The following is a 22,227-nucleotide window of genomic DNA, read 5'->3' on the forward strand; positions in this document are numbered from 1 at the left end:
AGAAAGAGAATGACTCGTTTTACGATCAACGGAAAAGCGATTGAGGTCGATGTCGAAGAGGATACGCCCCTTCTGTGGGTGATCCGCGATGAGATCGGCCTGACCGGCACCAAATTCGGCTGTGGCGTTGGCATGTGCGGCGCCTGTACCGTCCATGTCGGCGGGCGCGCGACGCGCTCCTGCGTCACCCCCGTCTCCGCCGTCGATGGCGCGGAGATTACCACCATCGAGGGCCTCTCCGCCGAAGGCAATCACCCGGTGCAGACCGCGTGGCGTGATCTGAAAGTGCCGCAATGCGGCTACTGCCAATCCGGTCAGATCATGCAGGCCGCTGCCCTTTTGCAGGACATCCCCGAGCCGTCCGACGACGACATCGACGCGGTGATGACCGGCAACCTGTGCCGCTGCATGACCTATTCGCGCATTCGCGACGCCGTGCGCGAGGCCGCAACCGCAATGAAAGAGGAGCGGTCCAATGGCTAAGCTCAAACTTCCGCCGCGTGGTGAAGCTACGGCTGAACTGACCCGTCGCGGCTTTCTGATCTCCATGACTGCCGCCGGGGCCGCCTTTGGCTTCCCGCGTGCCGGTCTCGCCGCGATGGACCCGGCAACGCCCGATGGCGTACCGCCTGCGCCTGCGGGCGCTGTCTATGAACCCTCGCTGTGGTATTCCATCGACGCCGAAGGCAAGGTCAACGTCAACATCATCCGCGCCGAAATGGGCCAACACGTCGGCACGGCAATTGCCCGTATTCTGGCCGATGAGCTTGAAGTTTCCTGGGAGGATGTGCGCATCACCCATGTCGACAGCGCCGAAAAATGGGGCCTCATGGTCACCGGCGGAAGCTGGTCCGTGTGGCAAAGCTGGCCGCTCTATCGTCAGGCGGGCGCCGCCGGGCGCACCGCGCTGATCGAAGCCGCCGCCGCGAAATGGGGCGTCGAGACCTCCGACTGCGTGGCCCGCGACGGGAAGATCACCTCCGGCGACAATGCGATCAGCTATGCGGATCTCGTGTCCGAAGGCATCACCCGCAGCTTCACCGAAGACGAGCTCAAAGCCCTGCCGCTCAAGCCGGTCTCGGATCTGCGCCTCGTCGGCAAAGAAGTCACCGCCCTCGACATCGCCAACAAGACCACCGGCAAAACCATCTACGGCATCGACGCCAAAATCGACGGCATGGTCTATGCCGCGCCGCTTTTGCCGCCGACCCGTCTGGGATCGTCCGTCACGAACGTGGACGACAGCGCCGCACAATCGGTCAAAGGCTATGTCCAGACCCTGACCCTCGACGATCCGTCGGGCACGGTGCCGGGCTGGGTCATGGTGATCGGCGAAACCTTCATGGCGGCGCAGCGCGCGGCGGAGAAGGTCAAGGTCACCTGGGCCGCCGGTCCGACCGCCGATGTCACGGAAGCGCAAATTCAGGACCACGGGCGGGAGCTGATCGCCAACCCCGATGTCGGGTCCATCCTCGACACCGGCGACACCAACACCGCGCCCGTGTTCGAAAGTGCCGCTGACGTGCTTGAGGCAGAATATACCACCTCGACCGTGCTGCATTTCCAGATGGAGCCACTCAACGCCACCGTCTTCCAGAATGCCGATGGAGTCTGGGAAATCCACACCGGCAACCAATGGCAATCGCTGATCCTGCCGACCTTGCAGACCGCTTTGGGCGTCGAGGCCGACAAGATCGTGATGCGCACCTACATGCTGGGTGGCGGGTTCGGGCGTCGTCTCAATGGCGATTACGCCGTCCCCGTCGCGCTGGCGTCCAAGGCGCTTGGTGGCAAACCGGTCAAGATGGTGATGATGCGCCCCGAAGACGTGCTGTTCGACAGCCCGCGTTCGGCCTCCGTGCAACAGCTCAAAATGGCGTTTGACGCCGAGGGAACTGTGATCGGCATGGAACATCACGCCACCGCCGGTTGGCCGACCGAAGTCATGATCCCGGGCTTTATGCCCAAGGGCATCAACGACGAACCTTACGACCCCTTCGCCATTGCGGGCGCCGATCACTGGTATTCCGTCGGCGCACAAAAGGTGCGGGCGATCTCCAACGATCTCGCCAATGCCACCTTCCGCCCCGGCTGGCTGCGGTCCGTGGGGCCGGGCTGGACCAACTTCGCCGTGGAAAGCTTCATGGACGAGGCGGCGCATAAACTCGGGCGCGATCCGCTTGAGTTCCGCCTGAGCCTCTTCACCGCCGAGGGCCGCAACGCCGGTTCCGCTCCCAATGCGATCGGCGGCGCGAAACGTCAGGCGGCAGTTGTGAAACGGGCCGCTGAACTGGCCGGATGGGGCGAAGACCTTCCCGCCGACACTGGCATCGGTATCGCGACAAGCTTCGGTCAGGAACGTGACATGCCCACTTGGGTGGCCTGTGCTGCACGCGTGAAAGTGAATCGCGAGACGGGCGAGGTGACGGTGGAGAAACTGCATCTCGTGACGGATGCCGGCATCGTTGTCGATCCCGACGGCGCGCTGGCTCAGACACAGGGTGCCGCGCTTTGGGGGCTGTCCATGGCGCTTTACGAGGGGACAGAAATCGAAGCGGGCAACGTGCGCGACACCAACCTCGACACCTACACCCCCTTACGGATGATCGACACGCCGGAGATGGAGGTCGAATTCATCGACAGCGCAGAGGTGCCCGTGGGCTTGGGCGAACCCGCAACGACTGTTGTCGCACCGGCCATCGGCAACGCAATCTACAACGCGGTCGGTGTGCGTCTGCGCTCTTTACCGATGACACCGAAGAAGCTCCGCGCAGCCCTCGCAAGCTGAGCCTAGCTTTTCGGCAAAGAAGACACCGGGGCGGCATAGAGCGGCCCCGGTTTTTTTTAATGTCTCAGCCGGGCGATATCCTCCGGCGTATCAATATCGACCAGGGCGTCGGGTGGCAGGGCGACGCATTGGTGCTCAGGCAAACCCCGGATCAAGGTCCCCGCTCCACGATCTCCCGTGAGTGTGCTAAGCTGCGCGAAATAGCGCGCAGGAAAAACCGCCGGGGGCAGCGTTTTCTCCCCGTCGAAACTCGCCGCCGGATCAGCGTGCCCCCTTTGCAAAAGCGTTTCCAGATGCGCCGAAGGCACGTTCGGCATATCGGCCAGTGAGATCAGCAAAAGCGCCGCGCCCGCACGCTCTGCGACCTCTGTTCCGGCCCGAAGACTGTCGCTTTGCACAGGGTCGCCGTCCAGCAGAACGATCTCCTCAAACCCCGCCAGACGGAAGACCTCGCCGACCTCCGGGTCGGACACCACCGCGATCCTCAGGTCGAGAGGAGCGGCCCGCATCACCTCTGCGGCATGGGCACAAAGCGGTGTACCCCGAAACGGGGCAAGCAGCTTGTTCTCTTTACCAAAGCGCCGCGACTGACCGGCAGCCAGTACAAGCCCGGCGCTGTTCACGACGCCAGCCGCGTCGAAGCCACACCGTCCACCATCGTGGCGCTCTCATGAGACAGCACCTCGGCCAGCACAGACACCGCCAAGGTGCGCGGGTCTCGGGTCGATGGAATGACCCCGATCGGGCCTTTGATCCGGTCCAGATCCGCCTCGCCAAAGCCCATGGCGCGCAGCGTCGCGATCCGGGTCGTGGCGGTCCTCAAGCTGCCTTGCGCGCCGATGTAAAACGCCTCCGACCCAAGCACCCGTCCCAGAATTTCCGACTCCCAGTCATGGCTGTGAAAGAACATCGCCACGGCGGTGTAACGGTCGATGACGACGTCTTCGGGCAGGGTTGCGCTGGTGATCTGGCGGGTGAGGAGCCCGGGCGCCTGTCGCTGTGCCATGCCCAGCGTGTCGGCATCGGGCGACAGCAGAACGCTGTCATAGCCTGCCGCGGCCGCCATCGTGGCAAAGGCCACCGCCTCGGTGCCGGCGCCGAAGATCACGAAACGCGTGTCAGGTAAAATGTGGAGGTGCAGATCGCCCTGCGCCGCCGCCTCCAGCGAGATGTCACCCCGCGCCATGTCCAGCCCCAGGACGACCGGTCGGCGTCCGCCAAGAGAGGACTCGAGCGGCTCAAGTCGAAAGATGTCCGGCACAGGCATCAGGTAAATGTCCAGCGATCCGCCACAGGGCAGTTGAATGTCCATGAAAGGCGAGCCCTGCCCGTAACGCAATTTGCGCGGTGTCTTCTCTTGCAAGGCGCGCGCGGCATGATGAGCCACATCGCCGTCGATGCACCCCGACGACAGCGCCCCGAAACAGGTGCCATCGGCCATAACAATCATGCTCGCCCCCACGGGGCGAAACGACGGCCCGCCGGTGGCAGCGATCACCGCCAGAACGCATCCGGGTGCGGCCCCTTCGGCCTGACGGCGCACATGGGCGATGGCGGAGGCGATGGGAAAATCAAAGGCGCGCACGGTAATCATGACGATGTTTTAGCCTGTCCGGGGAGAGATTGCCAACTTGCTGCGGGCGCTGATGCGGTCCAACTGGAGACGGAGGAAAATACCAGTTGAGATGCCGCGCCTGAAAGGCTTCCACTTCCCATGTGTGATTATCACTTATGCAGTTTGAGCGCACCACCGTTTCATCCTCAGCACGGCGGATGTTAAAGACCTGCTTGCCGAGAGAGCCGTAATCTTCAGCCGGGGAACCGTAAGCAAATGAGTGAACCGGTTCGGTCAGCATTTCGTCCGTTGTGTTAAGCTTGACCGGCCTGCGCCGACTGACAAATGGCACCTAGATGAAGTCATGATACCGATCAAGGGGTCTGATGCCGGAGATTGCAGAAGCCTACGCCAAATACCGGGCTCTGTTGCAAATTTTTCGTGAGTGCGCAAAGCTCCGATTTTCAGGTAGCGGCCACCGTATCTATTGGATACGAGTCCTGCTGACCGTTCCGAGCCTACAAGCTGCAGGAACCCGGTGACTCCTGTGTGGGTTTGCAAGTTCTATTTTCAAAACGCAGTAGGTGATCGCTGCACACAGACTGACGGGAGGCTGTGAAGAGCATTGAATAATCAGTTTATTATCGCAACAAGCGCCATCATTGCTTTGGGCGGAGCGGCGTTTTTTGTTTTGAACAGGGACCAAGAACCTGCCTATCCCACCCTGCTCGACAACCTACCCAAAAGCAGCTTCGCGGTGGAGCAGACCCTGCCAGATGATCTGTCTGCCTGGATCGCCAAAACCCCCCTTTCCAACCCCTGGACTCCACACAAGGACGCTTCTCGGGATCAGATCGTTTTCACCAACGAGAATGAAATCTTCCCGTTTCTGGAGGGGTGGGAAACGGACTTTCCCAGCCTGATGGACGATGATTTCCTTGAGAACACGCATCTGACCTTCAAGGACCCGGAATACGGCGAAAGCATTGCCATGGCTGCGATCCTGAAAGAGCCGCAAGAAGTGTTTTTGAGCTCGTCCTATTCCGGCTTCGCGAATCCGATATTCTCGGGCGTGAACATTACCAACCCGCAAAGTGTTTCGGCCCGCCTGTCCGACATGGGCATTAATTTTGATAACGAGAGCCAAAAGGAAAGCATCCTGTGGGTTTCGCGATCCCCCGCCCTTGAGGACATGATGCTTCTTTTCAATCAGAATGGCGGACTGGTTTACGCTGTCGCGATTGGCTGCAATCGCGCAGAGGTACAGCCGTGCCTGGAAAAAATCAAAGACATCCGGCAAGAACTTGGGTTAAGCGGCTTGGCCGATGCCGACATATCCGCTGAAAACGTTGATTTTCAAGGCTCTGGCAACAGCAGCGCTCTCGTAAACAGCTCACCAGTCGACGTATATCTTGATCCTCGGCCAGATGATCCTATGAAACGCCTTATAGGATCCGGTGCATTAAAGATTCCCTTCCTGAATGATTGGCAGACGGAAGAGGGCGACGGCGCTTACACATTTAGCAAGCAAGGCGAGGCTGGTCCGGCGACCATTCGGATTTCCAGTCAGGAAGTATCGCTTTCATCTGAAGATGAGCTGTCTGAACTTACCAGTCAGCACCCAGATTATACGGTTTACAAGAAAACGGACAGTATTCTCGGGATAAATCCTGACACCTATATTCTGGCAAAAGAAAGCCAACTGGACGAGCGCACCGTTGGTCAAGCTGTCACATCTCTGCAACCCGGGAAGTTGGTTATTTTCGATTACTCCTACCCAATTGGAGATGCTGACTTGAGCTCTACAATCAAAAAAGCGGTCCATTATTCTTATTATAGCGATTAGTGATCGCCTTCAGGATCAGGCTTCATATCTGTTGATTTCCGCAGAAAAGTGCCCCGGTACTGTCGCAAAGTTTCTGGTTTCCCGTCTCACGTGAATATGTCAGCGCCGCCAGATGGTTGGCGAGGGTCGTTGTGATGAACCAGTTCAAAGGGGCATAGTTTCCGAAATCGGCGATCTTGTGGCCTTTCGCGGCCCTGCTGGTATTGGGTTTTTGGTAAATCGGCATCAGGCGCATCAGATCTAGATTCCCTTTCGGTTCAGTGTGGCCGGAGACGGCACCTGAAAACTCGCCACTTCAGCCGTCTCCTCTCCGGCCTCGGGAAGGTATGCGCAAGCCAACGGAAACGAATTTGTCCGTTGCGCGGATCATACGGCGGCAGTGCTGTTCGTTATCCGCAATTATTTTCTGAGCTACCTGTTCCATCTCGGGCGTCAGTTCAGTCGCCATAATCTGGCGATATTGCTCTTCCACCTGCTGACCGACTCCGTCGAAAGAAAAGTCGCTGTGGTAGCCTTTTTTGAAAACATAGTTTAGGAGCCGCCCCGATGCGGGCGGGAGGCGTTTTCCCGAGAGATGCTGCCGAAACAACCACAAGATCAAATCAGCGATCTGAATTCCGGCGCTGTCGTCCGACAGCGGAAACCTCAAAGGTAGACCCCGCCACCTTCTGAAATACAATGGTTTCGCCGGGTCGATGGATCGGCTCATCGGAAGCGTTAGAGAACATCTTATGCCACTCAGCGAGCGACCCCTCGAACTGAGATTGTCGATCGTGGACAATCTTCCTCAAGGGCCGACGCCAGCGTTTCGAGAAACCCTCCAAGCCATCGAGGAGATTTGCGAAAGCAACCATGTTGGGCATGTGGCCATTCTTGGCCTGCCGTCCCTCGATGAAGATGTCGAGTGCCTCTGGATGATCGCGAGACCATATTAGCGTCTCTGTTACGACTTCACGTGAGCGCGCATCTGCTAAAGTCGGCACCTGCGCCAAAAGAGCTTCGCAGATAACAGGAATTGTCTGGCGGGCAGTCTTTTCGTTCCGCGCCATCAGCATGTCCCAGAAGTCGCGGGCAATCTGCTCAGTGATCAAGGTCACGACCTTGAAGCAAAGGATCATCTTCAGAGGTCTGATGTTATACGCTGACCATGAGGCAGCTGGGTTCTCTCCTGAGTCGAAGAAGACATCGTAGACTTTGGTTGCCAGTAGGTATCGCTTCTCTACACGAGATACGAAGAAGCGGGCATCAATTTTCTTGAGTAGGCTCAAGATGTCGCCCGCAGCGTTCTCGATTGGCCCCATTCCAACCACGGAGGCATGCAGGGCCGGGACGCCTGCGCATGGAAATCGACTGGAGCGCCCTTCCATGCAGAACGTCGAAATTCGTCTTCGTGACCAATGCAGCCGTGAAAAAGTCAGGCTGATCCGGGTCAAATATGTTTTTGCCGGTGTTACCGGTTTCATCCACGTAGGCGAACATTTTTTAACTGTGGTTTTCTGGTTCCCGGTTGCGTCGTCTTAGAAGAATATGGCTCCTTTGATGATGGCAGGCAACATGAACGGGATCGCATGTAAACCTGCATTTGAAGCGCGAGTCCGCTGTCAACCTTGTCATCAGGGCCATTCGCGCCATCGACGAACGACATCGAAGTCCGCATTGCTGCCGTCCCGCACTTTTGGCTGGGCTGATCCTTGAAGCCGCGCGGCCGCTAACTAAATTGCCACGATGCCGATTTGAGGCAAGCGCTGACGCCTTCCGGAAACTCCACAATCGCTCGATCCTTGGCGTCTCGCTCATGTGGATTTTCCGGCTCCCGTTGCACACACCGGCCCCGCCTGACATCGCCTCCCACACGGCAGGGGAAGGTGGGGACGGCAGTCGCTATCCCTGATGGCAGGACATGGAGTCCCCGTCATTTGCAGCGCGAACCCGCCCCGCAGGAGGCATGTACCTGATTGGAGCAATCCGGCTGGCTGGGCATCTGCAAAATCCGTCTGATTTCGTCGTTTGTTCTTGATTAAGGTGACTCATGTAGACATTGTGTCAGAAAAATACCCAGAGGGGCGCTGACACATGCAGGCTGATTTTTCGACACTTCTGGCGCAGGCCGGATACACTGTTCCAGAGGCCGCGCGCGTGCTCGGCTATTCGGAAGGCCACATCTATCGCTGGAAGCGCGGTGAGGAAATCCCCCGTGAAAGTGTGATCCGCCTGCTGAACATGGAGATCGAGCGGCGTCGCGATCCTGGCGATAGGGAAAAGACCTTTACCTTCATCGATCTCTTCGCGGGGATCGGCGGGCTGCGGCGGGCAATGGAAAGCGCGGGCGGGCGCTGCATCTTCACCTCGGAATGGGACAAATACGCCCAGCAGACCTATATGGCAAACTTTCCCGACAACCGGCTTCCGGTGGGCGATATCCGGGAGGTCGAGGCCGAAGACATCCCCGCGCATGACGTGCTGGTCGCGGGATTTCCCTGCCAGCCCTTCTCGATCGCCGGGGTGTCCAAGAAGAACGCGCTCGGCCGCGCTCATGGTTTTGAAGATGAAACCCAGGGAACACTGTTCTTCGACGTACTGCGCATCCTCATGCACCACCGTCCTGCGGGTTTCATGCTGGAGAACGTCAAAAACCTGAAAAGCCACGACAAGGGTCGGACCTTCGAGGTCATCCGTCGCAAGCTGACGGAGGAGCTGGGTTACACGCTGGAAACCCGGATCATCGACGCTGGACATTTCGTGCCGCAGCACCGCGAGCGGATCGTAATGGTCGGCTTCCGTGAAGCGACCGGGTTCAGCTTCGATGATGTGCATCTCCCGGCTTACGGCACCAAACGGATGCGCCATATTCTGCACCCCGAGAATGGCACGGAACAGCCCGAGGGCCATTTCACGGTGGGGCCGGATGCGGTGGTCAGCGACAAATACACCCTGACCGATAAGCTCTGGGCCTATCTGCAAGGCTATGCCGCGAAGCATAAGGCCAAGGGGAATGGGTTCGGCTTTGGCTTGGTGGATGGGGATAGTATCTCGCGCACGCTTTCGGCCCGCTATTACAAGGACGGCTCTGAAATTCTGGTCAGTCGGGGCGAAGGCAACAACCCGCGCCGCCTCACGCCACGCGAATGCGCACGCCTGATGGGCTACCCGGATGACTTCCGGATCCCGGTCTCGGATACACAGGCCTACAAGCAATTTGGCAACTCGGTCGCGGTGCCTGTATTTTCCGAGGTGGCAAAGGTCATGGCTCCGCACATCCTCGCGCTGACGAGAGCTGAACCGCTCAAAAAAGTTGGCTGACGTTCACGACAGTAAAACCCGCAGCCGCAACATGGCGGCGATCCGGGGGGCTGACACCAAACCGGAAATGCTGATCCGGCGCGGGCTTCATGCCCGTGGCTTTCGTTATCGGCTCCACGACCGGAAACTGCCAGGAAAGCCGGACATCGTGCTGCCAAAGCACCGTGCTGTGATCTTCGTCAATGGCTGCTTCTGGCATGGTCATGACTGCCCACTCTTTCGATGGCCCGCAACACGGCAGGAGTTCTGGCGCACGAAGATTACCGGCAACATCGAGCGGGACGCGCGGAATATTGACATGCTTCTTGTCTCCGGCTGGCGCGTTGCGACGGTCTGGGAATGCGCGCTGAAGGGGCGTGGCAGGCTGTCGCCGGAAGCAGCGATTGACTCCCTGACCCGATGGATATGTTCTGAGGGCCAAAGGCTGAGTCTCGAAGGCCTGCACACAGAAACAGGCGATTTGAGTTGAGCGAGCAGGGTATTTTCGATTTTGAGGGTGAAGGCGGCGGTCCGGCCGGGCTTCTGACGGATTTGCTGGGCCGGGCTGAGCGGGTTCTGGTCAAGAAGCTCTCGAACAATGACCGTGACTGGGCGCGTTACGCCAACAAGCACCAGGCCGGGATCTATATCCCGGCGGAACAGCGCGAAGGCGGGTTCTTTCCGCCGCTGGAGGTCAAACCGCGCAAAGACCCGGATGCGGCCCCGATCCGGGAGGCCTGGTTCGATACGCTCTGGCCGCAGGCTTCGGGCGATGAGCAGGCCAAACGCACCAGGATCGTGCATTACACGAGCAAGGGCCCCGAGACGCATATGACGCGCCTGCCGAAAGAGTGCTTCGAGCAGCTTTCGCCAGCCTCTTTCCTCGTGATGGGGCGGTATTGGCAGGGTGAAAACGCCGTCTACGAATGCCTGACCATCGATTCCGCCGGCGATGAAGCCGACCTGCTTCTCCTGCAACTCGACATCACGCCGGATTTCCTGATCGGTGAATTTGAGCCCGCTGAGGTCCGGGCACGTGAACAGGACCGTGTTCTGGATTTTGCGGAAGAGCTGATCGCAGCATGGAAGGCAGGCGCGATCGTCGAATTCGGCCGCTCCCATGCTGCCATGCCGAAAACCGAAGAACTGGCCGGACTTGCCAGCGCCCGTTACCTGGAAATCCACGGTCTGGACTGCCTCGATCCCTTTGCAATTGATCGCCCCGGTGATGCGCTCCGTGAAATCAGCCGCAGCATCGAGTGGGATATGTTCCGCGACTTCCAGCGCCGCGAGCGGGCGGTCGAATTGGTGCGCATCGTCCTCGGAGACAAGCCACGCGACATGACCGTCGCGGAGATCATCCGGCAGCTGATCAGTGAACTGCCCCGGATTGACGCGCTGATGCTGTCGGCCAGCCAGCAGCGGAAATCACGAGCGGGCTATTCCTATGAGCACCATATCGAGGCGATGCTGAGCGGAGGAAAGATTCCCTTCGAAAAGCAGGTGGTCATCGAGGCGAAGAAGCGGCCCGACTTCATTCTTCCTTCACTCGCCTTCATCAACAGCGGTGAAGCCATCGCCGCAACCGGTCTGATCCTGAGCGCGAAAACCACCCTGCGCGAACGCTGGAAACAGGTTGAGCGCGAAAAAGGCGAACGCAGGCTCTATCTGACCACCGTGGACGAAAACATCGCGGGCAACGCCATTCAGGACATGGCTGGCATTGGCGTACAGCTTGTGATCCCCGAGAGCCTGATGGACGCCAAAGAGACCGAATATGCCGGGCACAAGAACGTGCTGACCTTCCGGCGGTTCTGCGATGAGGTGGTGGAACCGAATTTGGCAGTATGGGGGTAGTACGATCGCCGGTTATTTAGGCATGAAGGGCGGAAACCAGTCCTGCATTGCACGCCGCACGAATATCCGGTTTGTGGATATGCCCGCTTACACCAAGTACGTTCTCTCGCTCATGACACTGCACGTTCCAATTTCCCCCTTGAGTTGATCTTTCACGAGGTTACACTCACGCCAACGCATTCATAGTCTTCCGGTTTCTCGCATGAATTTCTTCTCGCAAACCTCCCGCATGGGTCGCCTGACCACCGCACTTGGCGAGGACGTTTTGGTCCTGATGCGCTTTGAAGGCGAGGAGCGGGTCAACGGGCTTTTCACCTACCACGTCGACTGTCTCGCCTCCGCCGATGATATTGATTTCGATGCGCTTTTGGGCACCCATGCCACCGTAACCCTGCGCACCCATGACGGCTCGGATAAGCCTTTTGACGGCATCATTTCCGAAGCGCGGTGGATGGGCGCGGGCGAGAATGGGCATCGCTATCGGTTGACGCTCAAACCCTGGTTCTGGCTCGCCTCTTTGCGCCGCAACCAGCGGATTTTTCACAATAAAACCGTGATCGACATCCTCGCCGAGCTCCTCGGTGCCTATGCCTCGGCGGGCAAGATGGAGCCCCGGCTGACGCTCGATTACCCGGAACTCGAATACACCGTTCAATACCGAGAAAGCGACATGGATTTCGCCGCGCGCCTCATGGAACGGCACGGGATTTCCTATCATTTTGAACAGGATAGCGGCTCTCACCTGATGGTTCTGACCGACATTGTCGAGAGCCATGCGACCATCGGCGCGCGCCCGTTCAAGCCCTATGATGGCCACCACCAGGAGGAAATCGAGCACTTCTGGGAATGGCGTCCGGCGCGGCGGATCACGACCGGGGCTGTGCGGCTGACGGATTACAATTTCAAGACGCCGACCGCGGCGATGGAAACCAATTCTTCATCTTCTTCGACCTATGCTCAGGGCCAGATCGAGAGTTTTGACTGGCCGGGGGATTACCTCGACCAGGGCCGTGGCGATGTGGTCGCGCGGCTGCGCTCAGAAGGCGAGACCGGCCAGGACCGGCGCTTTGAGGCGCAGGGCGATATTCCTGCGCTTGGCGCGGGGCTGCGGGTGACGCTTGGCGGCGAGCCTCTGCCGGGAACGGGGGAGGACTATCTGTGCCTCGTGGCGCATCACAGCTACACGTCGGACAATTACGGTTCCGGCGGCGAAGAGGGCGACGGCTACACCTACACCGGGCGCTATGTTTTGCTGCCTGCCGACGCGCCCTTGGTGCCGGAGTTGAAGACCGCGCGGGCGGACGTGAAAGGTCCACAAACGGCGGTGGTCGCGGGCGATGGCGAGATCGACTGCGACGAATACGGGCGCATTCTGGTGCAGTTCCACTGGGACCTCGACGCGGCCTATTCGATGCGCTGCCGTGTGTCGCAGAGCTGGGCGGGCAACGGCTGGGGTGGCATGGTCATCCCTCGGATCGGCATGGAAGTCGTGGTCGAATTCCTCGACGGCGACCCGGACAAACCGCTGGTCACCGGGTGCGTTTATAACGGCAAGAAAATGCCCCCTGCCGCGCTTCCTCTACACTCGAGTAGATCCACTTTCAAAACCAATTCAGTCGACGGTGAAGGCTTTAACGAACTGACCTTTGAAGACAAGGCCGGTGCGGAGTTTGTCTATCTTCACGCACAAAAGAATCTCGATATGCATATTGAGAATTCGTCTCAACGGCGCGTCGAATTTGATGATGCTGTTTCGGTTGGCAATGATTCAATGCTCTCCGTTGCGGCCAATCGGACTGTTTCCGTTGAAGGCGATATGGGGCTGACTGTCATTGGCGCATTAAGTGAAAAAATTGACGGCAATCATGGCCACAAAGTGGGTGCTGACTTCTCGCTGCAAACGGGCGGAGATTTGACGCTCAAAGCAGGTGGGGAGATTGTTATCGATGCGTCGAAAATCACACTTGTCGCGGGCAGTTCTGCAGTTGTGGTGCAAGGAGGAGCTGTGAATGTCGCTCCTGTTCTGAACGTCGGCAACGCCTCTCCGGGAGCAGCCGCCATCCCAGCCATTCCGACTGTTCTGAAGGCTGCAGCAGGCGAAGGCTCACCTTTTGTCAGCCACTGCCCCCTTAAAGACGAAGCCTAATCATGGTTGGTGTAACTATAGATCAGTTCCTGTCCCCGAAGGGCTCTCCTGCATGGCTTGTTTTGGACGGGGTGAATTGCCCTGATCTTTCGCATTTTCTCGGGCGAACCGCGAACTGTTGCTTTTATCGCGAAACGGGTCAGAAGCAGCCCATTCATGCGCCTTGGATGATCAGCATCGATGATAAAATCTCCGAGATGGCGTCTTTCCTTCCGAATGATACGCATTGGGGATTCATCTTTACGTCCCATTGGCCCATACGAGATTTGCGTGCACATTTTCGGCGCTACACGATGCTGAAAACGCCGCAGAATGAGGCTCCAGTCTATTTCCGTTTCTATGATCCTCGTGTGTTGTTCGACCTTAGTCATGCACTTGAGGCAGAGAAACTCCGGATGTTTATGCGACCATTCGACCGGCTTGCGCTTCCTTTATCCCCTCTTCTCGGTGAAAGATGTGGTCTTTCTCCATTGGCTCACCATAACGAATTCAGGTCTAAGTTTCTAACGCTCCCGCTCCCGCCAGCATATCCGCCGGAAAGTGGGTCTCAGAGTTTTCAGATCGGAACAGCCGAGTATCGGCGCTTTGAAAGTCTGCAAGCCCGGAGGGCTGAACGCAAGTTGGCTCGCGAGTTGCATCTTATGGCGCGGAACAGGTCCGATACCGAAATTCTTGACATTGCAGCGGCAGCGCCCGCGCGCGCAGCGAGATATGATTTAACGTCCGTGCGCCAAATCAGGTTGTTCGCGAATTGCATGCTGAAATTCGGAATCACCTTCGACGAAAGTCACCCGGGGGCGCGAGAGGTTTTAACTCTGAGGTGGGCCTCTGTTCGCGAAAAATTTGTCGCTTTGCAAAACTGGTACACAACTGCGAGCGACAAGTCATATCCTGCACAGGCGTCTCAGGATTTGGATATTTGGGATCAATTGGAAAGAATGCGCATTTCATGACAGATTATGTTCCAACACTGGATGACATCGAAGCGTTGGTCGGTGCGCATCCCGATAAATTCTCGTCCCCGTTGCAAACCATGCGGTCTATTTCCAGTGCTCGTGCCCAAGGGGAAACGGTCAGTGAAATCACTGCGCAACATCAGTATGGGGATTATTTGTCCAATGGTGGCGAACCGCTGAGTTCGGATGGAGCCATTCCGTCAGCGGAAGCATTGCACGATCAGCCTCAAGGCAAAGCGGGATGCGATTGCGAGGCGGCTATGCCATGCTGCGTGAATTCGATAACGCTCGGCTGCTCGCACCGAGAGGGACGCCTTATCTTGCCACAGGAGGATAAAGGTGATGGCCAGTCTCAGTGCAAACTCGTTCTTGTGGCGGATCAAGGGGGCGCTTCCGGATATGATCTGCTGAAGGTGACGCTCGACAGGACACCTCATGGCGACTGTGTCATGCCAAAGCAGATGCCAAAATCCCTGATCAAAATGGAAGGCGGGGAGACAGAAGAAAAGACCGAAGAAGACTATGAAATTCAACTGTCTTATCCCGGAAATACCGATCTTGGACAAACGGACATCGAAAGATTTGTCAACGCCACAAAGCACACACTGTTTGGCGATCTGGAGAAACTTGGAACAAATTATTCTCTAAAGCTCGACACTTGCAGTGGCGAGACGACGTTCGACAGCGTGCTTCAGGTTTATCCCAAACTCGAATGGACGGCTGCAAGTTTTGGCTACGAGATTAAAGGCACCTACTACACGGACTTTACCTTTGTTCCCAGCGTGGCTTTGACTGGTAAGCTCAACGGTACTTTCGGCGCATCTACCTTTTCCATCGATGGCAAGGGAGAGAGCAAAACCGATCCGGAAAATCATTCCAAATCCCTTATTCCTTTCCTCGACAAGACGCTGTCCAAACTTCAGGACCTGACGGGTGAAGGATCGAGAACCAGCGAAAAATCCACACATTCGTCGATTTCAGTGTTCCACAAGGTCAATCTCGGAACGAGTAAATTCAAGCTGGTGGAGCATCCCACCGATCCGGCTGCCGTAGGGATCGAAGCGAATGTGACAATGGGCTTCGCCCCTCTGATCGGGATCGAAGCCAAGCTCGATATTATTGATGCGCTTTTGACGGCGGCCAACGGTGTGGCGCCTGGATTCGCGGAGGCTCTTCGTAAAGCGCGCGAGGTGATGGCGAAGGGTATCGGGGAAAAAGGTAGCAACGCACACCTTTCTGCTCATGCGGCTATCACGTTAACGATTACCGGAAATCTGGGCGATGCCAGCGTAGCTATATCTCGCAAAGTCAATGAGACGAGATGGTCGGGCAAGGGACAGGTATCTGGATCACTCGAAATTTCGATTGCCGCTATCGTGAAGGCAGAAGGAAAAGCCTATATCGTGGAAAGCACTTTTTCCGCGTCAGGAAGTGCGAAATCGAAACTCACTGCGGCACTCCAGACAATCCCTTCACCACAAACTGATAAGAAGTTGCACGCAAAAGTCGGATGGAACGGCATTAAGGTGAATGTCGCTGCCGAAGCAAAAGTTCGCGGTTTCGGTGTTGTCGATATGAGTGCTCAGAGGAAAAAAGAAATCCCAATACGCAAAGAAGAGGTGTTTTACGATGTGGATTTCTAAACTGGTATTGATGATAAGTTTGATGATGTCAGGGAGCACAATGATGGCAAATGAACTCGCCCCTTCGGAAACAGCGCTTGGGATTGATCTGGATCTAAGCGCCGCCGCGCTCGATTTCCGTGTCAATGATGTGCCTATCCTGGATCCGCAGGTCCCTCTGAGTACTGACGCGCAGATCGCAACGCAGCTGACATTGAATGAGGCCTTTACCAAAGGTCAGAATACCATATCTTTCGCTGTACAGTTCAAACCGAATTCAGAGTGGACGCCAGGCCTTCATCTTCGACTGCATTCCTGGCCAGCAGGAACCATACCCGAGCTCTTTCAGGGATCGGATTTTGTTTTTGATGTAATCGTAGCTGTTTCGCAAAATGATCCGGGCAAGCTCGAAATGACACAGATGGTTGGCTCAGGGGAGCCGCTGGTCACAATCGCCGAGATACACCAAACGGCTGGCGATGGCACAACCGATGGTTGGAACACATGGTCGGTGACAGCAGAGGTGATGATCGATTTCCCGCAGGACGCCTGGCAGTCCGCGCAGGTTCTTGAGGTCACGCCCGAACTACGACGAGAACTTTCTGGTGAATATATGAAGCTGCATTCCGCGCTTGCAGAGGGAGGACGCACCGCTCAAATGGCTTTGGCCCCCTATATCCATCGTCTTGCCGGGGGCGTCGGCGCCAGCGACGCGGAATATTATACCTCCGGCTATGAGGCGTTACTTTCCGGAGACGCTGGGTTTACGCTCCGTCCGTTCGATGCCGATGAAAGCAAGGTGCAGCTTTATGGTCATGGCAGGCTTGCTGCTTTATTGCCTCTTCCAATCCGATATTGGAATCCCGAAGCAGAACAGGAAGCCAGCCTTTTCATTTACTTTTGGAAAGACCAGACTGGGCAATGGCAAATCATCCATTGAAGAGAGGTCGTGTTCCTCTGAGAGCTTTTCTGATCTTGGCCTATGTCTGCGCCGCTTTTGGGGGCTTTGCCGCGCCTTCATTGGCAAACGAACGCGACCCGGCTCAAACCGCACTTGGAATGGACATTTCTCTTTCCGGTGTACAGCTTGACCTGCGGGTGAATGATGTGCCGATCTCCGACCCATCGTTTCCGCTCGGATCGGACGGGCCATTTTCTACGGTTATGACGCTGAACAGCGCGTTCGCTTCGGGCAAGAACTCAGTCACATTGTCGGTTGCCCCGAACGCCGAAGTATCGCCTGGCTGGGACCAACATGCCCATGCACGTTTTGGGTATTGGCCCGCAGCCGATTTTCCGATGCCTTTTGATGACCGAGCTTTTGCAATAGATGTCCAATATCGCCTTGAAACGGATGCGACGGAAGGCGACTTCTCTGTCACATATGCAGCTCAGGAGTACCTGACAGCATCACAGTCCGGGAACATCGCATCGACCGACGAAGGAGACATGTTCGGGCTGACCCTTGATATCGGGTTGAACTTGCCGCCTCTGGCATGGATGCAAGGGCAACACCTCACGCCGGACGCAAAGATGCAGCGTGAACTTGTTGAACAATACGCAAAGCTTCATACGCACATTGCCCAAGGTTTTGACGGTATGAACGAAGCTCTCTCGCCCTATTTCACGCGGCAAGCCGCTGCATTTGGCGTAAGCTTGGAGCAGTTCATCGCGCTGAACGTTCGTCCGATGTTCGGGCCCGAAAGCGGTACGGAATTTCTCCCGTTCGACATCTCGAAATCTGAACTCCGCGTTTATGGGAATGGTCGGCTGGCTGCGCTCGTCCCGATGCCATTGACCTATCGAAACGAAGCCTATGGTGAGGAAGGGGCGTTACTTATTTACTTCTGGAAGGACCAGACGGGGCAGTGGCAGATCATTCATTGAGATTGGTACAGAAACGCACGGTTGAGTGGGGCCATTATGTGTTCGGCATCATGCTGTTTGGAATGGCGTTTCTTGTGCCCGACACGGCTGAAACCGAAGAGATAGCCTTGCGCAACACTGCGATCCTTATGGATTTGTCCGTCACCTCGGGTGCGGTGGATGTCCGTGTGGAAGACGTGCCCCTTTTTGATCCTGCCGCTCCGATAACGGCCTCACAAACTCTCGACACACAGTTTCCGATCAATCAGGCGTTTCATTCCGGCGATAACACGATGACGTTTCGTGTGCGCTTTACCCCTTCATCGGATCCGGTCGTCGTCCCTTCACTTAAAGTTGCGATAGGGGCCTACACCGGCGTCAGTTGGCCAAGCATTGGTGAAAACAGACCGTTGGTGTCTGACTTTGAACTCAAACCTGTCTTGACACCTGAGGGCAGGTATCTTGTGGAAGTCAAAGAACGCCATTCTGAGCAGGAGGTACTACAAGCAGGAGAATTAACGCATATCTCAGGCGATGGCCTCCCGGAAAGCTGGAACACCTATCAGTTACGTTTAAAGGTCGCTCTGCCGCTGTCCGAATTCGCATGGCAACAAGGACAGATCCTGTCTGCAACGCCAGATACCGAGCAAAGTCTCAGAGGTGAATATCAGCGTCTGTTTCATATTCTTTCCCAAAAAGACAGTGCGCTATACCGGCAAGCTTTGTGGCCATTTCTGAGCAATATGTCTGCGGCGCAAGGGCTCGACACAGAGACCTATACGGCAATGTCGCTCGATCCTGTCATCGGTCCGCAGAGCGACTATGATCCAGTTCCGTACTCCGCCGTAGGATCGCATCTTGAACTCTTTGGGGAGGGGCGCTTGGCGGCACTTGTTCCAATCCCTCTCAAGTTTCGCCATCGTGAGTGGGGCGATGAAGCTACGCTTTTCATTTACTTTTGGAAGGACCAGACTGGGCAATGGCAAATCATTCATTGAAATTGGATAAGATTAGGATCGGTATTACATGAAACCTGTGGCATGCTTAGGGGACAAACACATTTGCCCAATTCACGGGAGCAACGCGATTGTAAGTGTTGCCTCCAAATCCACCTGTGACGGATTGCCGGTTGCATGTGTAGGAGATGTAACTGGATGTGGTGCTACCATCACGTCTGGCTCATCAAGCTGCATAACTGACGGAAAACAAACGGCTTACGTTGGTTCAACAACCAGCCATGGTGGAACGATTGTGTCCGGATCTTCGAAACAAATGATCCCCGATTAGCGACTGTACCTGTCGTTAGCAGCCCCCAAAGTGGATTACGAGTACAGGCGTAATACCTTGTATAAAGGGCAATCGGGTGTCGCCCCCGCATTCAGGGCAAAAAATGCGTCTATTAGAGACAAACTTTTTGCTCTCGCTGCTGACCTGCTCCCCTGAGAGTCCGCGTTTATTGGTTAGCTCTGTTCAGGGTTTGGTCCTCTCTTGACCGTTGATGATACTCCCACGGGGTGAGCCCGTCGAGGCTCGAGTGGGGGCGGTGATAGTTGTAGTCCTCGCGCCATGCCGCGATCAGATGACGGGCATGGCGCAGGTTGGCGAAGAGGTGCTCGTTCAGGCACTCGTCCCTCAGGCGGACGTTGAAGCTTTCGACGAAGCCGTTCTGCATCGGTTTTCCCGGCGCGATGTAATGCCATTCCACATGCCTGTCCTCCTGCCATTTCAGGATCGCGTTCGAGGTGAGCTCGGTGCCATTGTCCGACACTATCATGCAAGGATAGCCCCGCATCTCGGCAATCCGGTCCAACTCCCTGGCAACACGCACGCCCGACAGCGACGTATCGACAACCGAGGCCAGGCATTCCCGGCTGAAGTCGTCGATCACGTTTAGGATGCGGAACCTGCGTCCCTCGGAAAGCGAGTCCGACACGAAGTCCAGGCTCCACCGCTGGTTCGGCCCCTGAGCACGGGTGAAGCTCTGGTCTGTAACGAGGATCAGGTCGTCGGCGAGTTCGTCAGGTAATTGCCGTTTTATAGCCGCAAGATTCTCTCGAAATTCGTCCGTAACTTTAGCCGCAGGTTTCACAGCGACAGCCAGCCTGCGCCCGTCCGTCAGTGTGACCAACAGGTCAATATGGTGGCACCCCTTTTTACCTGACGCGTCGATGAACGAAACTTCGAACGGCTGTTCGATCAGATCGGCGAAATTCGGGCGGGTTGTCGCCATGTGGATCGTCAAGAGTTCGAGCAAACTCTCGAACTGGACCCGGAAGCGGTGACCATCGTGTTTTCTGGCAACCGTTGTCCAGCCACGGCAGCTGAACCTAGATCGCATCGCCACCATGCGTGTGGCGCGCGACATGAGAGGGAGGGTGACGCCGGAGCTGCTCTCCGCGCCTTGAATGGCATTCATTGGTGTTTTCCTTGCGTACAAAAGTTGGTCGCGAGCAGTCGCCTGCACGCGTTTTTGTTTGACTTTTGTTCCGGAAAAGGTGATCAATGGGCCAAGCGTTGGAGGTCATTGATCTTCACAAAGGGCTCGGAAGTTTGCAGCTTTCGGGCCTTTGCCTTTTCTGGGTATCTGTTGATTTCTTTATGTCATGATTGCGTGGCCTCTTGGGTTTGTTCTCTGGCTTCGCCCCAGATTTCTTCGATATCTTTGCTGAGCCGCTCAGCAATTGCAGTTTCAATTCGTTTTGAGACGTGCCGCCGCTTTGCGGCATGGACGACTGACGACGGGCCCACCCCAAGTTCACGAGCAATCTGGGAAAATGAAGAGCCACGCTCTCTCAAGGCTGCCTTCAACCATTCATGTCGGTTTTTGATTTCTGGCATTCTCGCCTCACCACTGATTCGTTTATCGAATCGCACACTTTATTTGGTATCGCAACATATAGTTGATTTTGTCCAATTTATTCGAATGATGTTCTATATGTTGTGTATATATGTCTGTTTTATTTAGCCTTCCGAAGGAGAAAACAGACACAGAAGGCGGATAAACTGACAGCGCTATAGAATGGCTTGCTTCGGAAACCGCGCCCTGAAGGCTAAGTTGGCGATTTTCAGGTAAATCAGAAAAGCTTCATCGTTGAAGAACCAATTCACAAAGCCATTCAAAACAAATTGTTATTATGAATCTTGTGCAGAAGTGTCGGGCTGCACCAATTCGATATGACTAACGCCAAGTGCCTGTGCGAGTTCGTACAGGGTGATCACTGTCGGGTTGCGCTTACCCCTCTCTAAGCCGCTTAGATACTGCTGGCTGAGGCCTGAACGCTCTTCGACCTGCTCCTGTGTCAGACCTTTTTCCCGACGCAGGCGTGCAAAATTCCGACCGACCAGTTTGCGCATATCCATGCGCAACAAGGTCGCGGTTTACATACTTTAATGTTATCAACTATAATATGTAAATTGAGCCATTATCGTATATTCATGCGACCTGACGGGTGAAAAAATGAAAAGATTTTCTCATATATTGATGTTTTGCGGCGCTTTGTTTGCTCCCCTCACAGTTTTCCCTGTTGCGGCCCACGCCCAAGATCACCTGACCGAAACGCTCACCCCCGAGCCGCGCCCTTATCCCTACGCCATCCTCGACATTCAGCCGGGGGCGGAGGCGATGGAGGCGAGCAGCATGTTCGGAGAACGGATGATGCTGATCCTCGTGCCCGAACAGGTTGCGCTGCGGGTCGAGAATGGCGAGGGGCGCGCCTTTGCTCTGACCTTCGACCAAAAGTTGGTGACACAGGGCGTGGGGCTGCACACCCGCATGGGGCGCGATCCTTATGCCGAGATCACCGCCACGCTGGCGACCGAGACCATGGGCGGGCGGGTGCTGCAAATCCGGCGCACGATGCGTGAGCCGAACGAGAACCTGCCCGAACCCGCCGCGCTGATCGCGCAGTTGGAGGAGCGCTATGGCCCGCCGTCGCAACGCACGGCTTATGGTGCGACCTGGGCTTGGGGGGATGACGGCTTTATTCCCGATCTTGACGGTCAGCCGCTGCACGAGATCACGACTGTGGATCGCTTTGGCTCCCGCAAAACGACACAGTATCGGCCCTGTTCAGGTGGTTTCAGTGGCGATGCCGAATACCGTTTCCGCCAGCACCGCGAAACGCAGATCATGCCGGGGTGCACGGCGCTGTTCTCGGTCAGCTTTAACGGTGGCGCGCAGACTTCGACCATCAGCTTTTCGCTGACTGATTTCGACCTGATCCGCCAGCATGTGGCCGAAGTAGATCGTCAGATCATGGAAACGTTGACGGACGACGCGCCGGTCGCGCCCGCCGATATGGATCTGTGAACC

Annotated in this window: 20 protein-coding genes and 2 pseudogenes; 15 read left to right on the top strand and 7 right to left on the bottom strand. The window is 56.5% G+C overall.

Annotated features, from left to right (window positions below; all coding sequences use genetic code 11):
- The first annotated feature begins 9 nt into the window (after nt 1–9).
- Entirely contained in the window at nt 10–483 is a 474-nt protein-coding gene (locus CEW89_RS12245; protein ID WP_066704752.1) for a (2Fe-2S)-binding protein, read from the top strand.
- The gene (locus CEW89_RS12250; RefSeq protein WP_096806077.1) at nt 476–2,788 is read left to right on the top strand and encodes a xanthine dehydrogenase family protein molybdopterin-binding subunit; all 2,313 of its coding nucleotides are present in this window, start codon (nt 476–478) and stop codon (nt 2,786–2,788) included. Before CEW89_RS12245 ends, CEW89_RS12250 begins: the two co-directional genes overlap by 8 nt.
- 56 nt (nt 2,789–2,844) lie before the next feature.
- Here the strand turns inward: CEW89_RS12250 and CEW89_RS12255 are convergent, their stop codons facing one another.
- Together CEW89_RS12255 and CEW89_RS12260 are read right to left on the bottom strand one after the other, a co-directional pair.
- Nucleotides 2,845–3,411, bottom strand: a complete 567-nt coding sequence (locus CEW89_RS12255) for a nucleotidyltransferase family protein (protein ID WP_096806078.1) — start codon at nt 3,409–3,411, stop codon at nt 2,845–2,847.
- Entirely contained in the window at nt 3,408–4,382 is a 975-nt protein-coding gene (locus tag CEW89_RS12260; RefSeq protein ID WP_066704756.1) for an XdhC family protein, read from the bottom strand. Before CEW89_RS12260 ends, CEW89_RS12255 begins: the two co-directional genes overlap by 4 nt.
- A gap of 52 nt (nt 4,383–4,434) precedes the next feature.
- On the opposite strand from CEW89_RS12260, the pseudogene CEW89_RS21230 reads away from it, so the two are divergent.
- Both CEW89_RS21230 and CEW89_RS12265 read left to right on the top strand, forming a co-directional pair.
- Nucleotides 4,435–4,725, top strand: a pseudogene (locus tag CEW89_RS21230) (IS6 family transposase); the annotation flags it as partial.
- 243 nt (nt 4,726–4,968) lie between these two features.
- The gene (locus CEW89_RS12265; protein ID WP_096806079.1) at nt 4,969–6,189 is read left to right on the top strand and encodes a hypothetical protein; all 1,221 of its coding nucleotides are present in this window, start codon (nt 4,969–4,971) and stop codon (nt 6,187–6,189) included.
- Nucleotides 6,190–6,211: 22 nt separating this feature from the next.
- Here the strand turns inward: CEW89_RS12265 and CEW89_RS12270 are convergent, their stop codons facing one another.
- Both CEW89_RS12270 and CEW89_RS12280 read right to left on the bottom strand, forming a co-directional pair.
- The gene (locus CEW89_RS12270; RefSeq protein WP_096806080.1) at nt 6,212–6,424 is read right to left on the bottom strand and encodes a hypothetical protein; all 213 of its coding nucleotides are present in this window, start codon (nt 6,422–6,424) and stop codon (nt 6,212–6,214) included.
- Nucleotides 6,425–6,791: 367 nt separating this feature from the next.
- Nucleotides 6,792–7,652, bottom strand: coding sequence for a hypothetical protein (locus CEW89_RS12280; RefSeq protein ID WP_157779837.1), 861 nt, complete (start codon nt 7,650–7,652; stop codon nt 6,792–6,794).
- Nucleotides 7,653–8,262: 610 nt separating this feature from the next.
- Between CEW89_RS12280 and dcm the strand changes: the two genes are divergently transcribed.
- From dcm to CEW89_RS21475, 10 genes are all read left to right on the top strand, one after another.
- Nucleotides 8,263–9,489 carry a DNA (cytosine-5-)-methyltransferase gene (gene dcm, locus CEW89_RS12285; protein WP_096806083.1) on the top strand — a complete coding sequence of 409 codons (1,227 nt, stop codon included), beginning with the start codon at nt 8,263–8,265 and terminating at the stop codon, nt 9,487–9,489.
- Nucleotides 9,482–9,958, top strand: a complete 477-nt coding sequence (locus CEW89_RS12290) for a very short patch repair endonuclease (RefSeq protein WP_096806084.1) — start codon at nt 9,482–9,484, stop codon at nt 9,956–9,958. The genes dcm and CEW89_RS12290 overlap by 8 nt, the downstream gene beginning before the upstream one ends.
- On the top strand, nt 9,955–11,325 hold the full coding sequence (locus CEW89_RS12295; RefSeq protein WP_096806085.1) for a type II restriction endonuclease: 1,371 nt from the start codon (nt 9,955–9,957) through the stop codon (nt 11,323–11,325). The genes CEW89_RS12290 and CEW89_RS12295 overlap by 4 nt, the downstream gene beginning before the upstream one ends.
- Before the next feature lie 202 nt (nt 11,326–11,527).
- Nucleotides 11,528–13,471 (top strand): type VI secretion system Vgr family protein, encoded by a 1,944-nt coding sequence (locus CEW89_RS12300; RefSeq protein ID WP_096806086.1) that lies wholly within the window; start codon nt 11,528–11,530, stop codon nt 13,469–13,471.
- 2 nt (nt 13,472–13,473) lie between these two features.
- A complete protein-coding gene (locus CEW89_RS12305; protein WP_096806087.1) occupies nt 13,474–14,424 on the top strand; it encodes a DUF4123 domain-containing protein in 951 nt (316 codons plus the stop codon).
- On the top strand, nt 14,421–16,070 hold the full coding sequence (locus tag CEW89_RS21050) for a hypothetical protein (protein ID WP_096806088.1): 1,650 nt from the start codon (nt 14,421–14,423) through the stop codon (nt 16,068–16,070). The genes CEW89_RS12305 and CEW89_RS21050 overlap by 4 nt, the downstream gene beginning before the upstream one ends.
- 43 nt (nt 16,071–16,113) lie before the next feature.
- The gene (locus tag CEW89_RS12315) at nt 16,114–16,989 is read left to right on the top strand and encodes a hypothetical protein (protein ID WP_157779838.1); all 876 of its coding nucleotides are present in this window, start codon (nt 16,114–16,116) and stop codon (nt 16,987–16,989) included.
- A complete protein-coding gene (locus CEW89_RS12320; RefSeq protein WP_157779839.1) occupies nt 16,971–17,936 on the top strand; it encodes a hypothetical protein in 966 nt (321 codons plus the stop codon). Before CEW89_RS12315 ends, CEW89_RS12320 begins: the two co-directional genes overlap by 19 nt.
- On the top strand, nt 17,918–18,913 hold the full coding sequence (locus CEW89_RS12325) for a hypothetical protein (RefSeq protein ID WP_157779840.1): 996 nt from the start codon (nt 17,918–17,920) through the stop codon (nt 18,911–18,913). Before CEW89_RS12320 ends, CEW89_RS12325 begins: the two co-directional genes overlap by 19 nt.
- A gap of 28 nt (nt 18,914–18,941) precedes the next feature.
- Nucleotides 18,942–19,202 (top strand): PAAR domain-containing protein, encoded by a 261-nt coding sequence (locus CEW89_RS21475; RefSeq protein ID WP_096806092.1) that lies wholly within the window; start codon nt 18,942–18,944, stop codon nt 19,200–19,202.
- A 166-nt stretch (nt 19,203–19,368) separates the two neighbouring features.
- Here the strand turns inward: CEW89_RS21475 and CEW89_RS12335 are convergent.
- The 3 genes and pseudogenes from CEW89_RS12335 to CEW89_RS12345 all read right to left on the bottom strand — a co-directional run.
- A pseudogene (locus CEW89_RS12335) lies at nt 19,369–19,878 on the bottom strand (IS3 family transposase); the annotation flags it as partial.
- Between the two features lie 638 nt (nt 19,879–20,516).
- A complete protein-coding gene (locus CEW89_RS12340; RefSeq protein ID WP_096806093.1) occupies nt 20,517–20,753 on the bottom strand; it encodes a helix-turn-helix domain-containing protein in 237 nt (78 codons plus the stop codon).
- Nucleotides 20,754–21,047: 294 nt separating this feature from the next.
- Entirely contained in the window at nt 21,048–21,269 is a 222-nt protein-coding gene (locus tag CEW89_RS12345) for a helix-turn-helix domain-containing protein (protein ID WP_244906054.1), read from the bottom strand.
- Between the two features lie 103 nt (nt 21,270–21,372).
- Between CEW89_RS12345 and CEW89_RS12350 the strand changes: the two genes are divergently transcribed.
- Nucleotides 21,373–22,224 (top strand): hypothetical protein, encoded by an 852-nt coding sequence (locus CEW89_RS12350; protein ID WP_157779841.1) that lies wholly within the window; start codon nt 21,373–21,375, stop codon nt 22,222–22,224.
- The last annotated feature ends 3 nt before the right edge of the window (nt 22,225–22,227 follow it).

Origin of the sequence: Celeribacter ethanolicus (assembly GCF_002407265.1) — a bacterium.
GTDB classification, from domain to species: Bacteria; Pseudomonadota; Alphaproteobacteria; order Rhodobacterales; family Rhodobacteraceae; genus Celeribacter; species Celeribacter ethanolicus.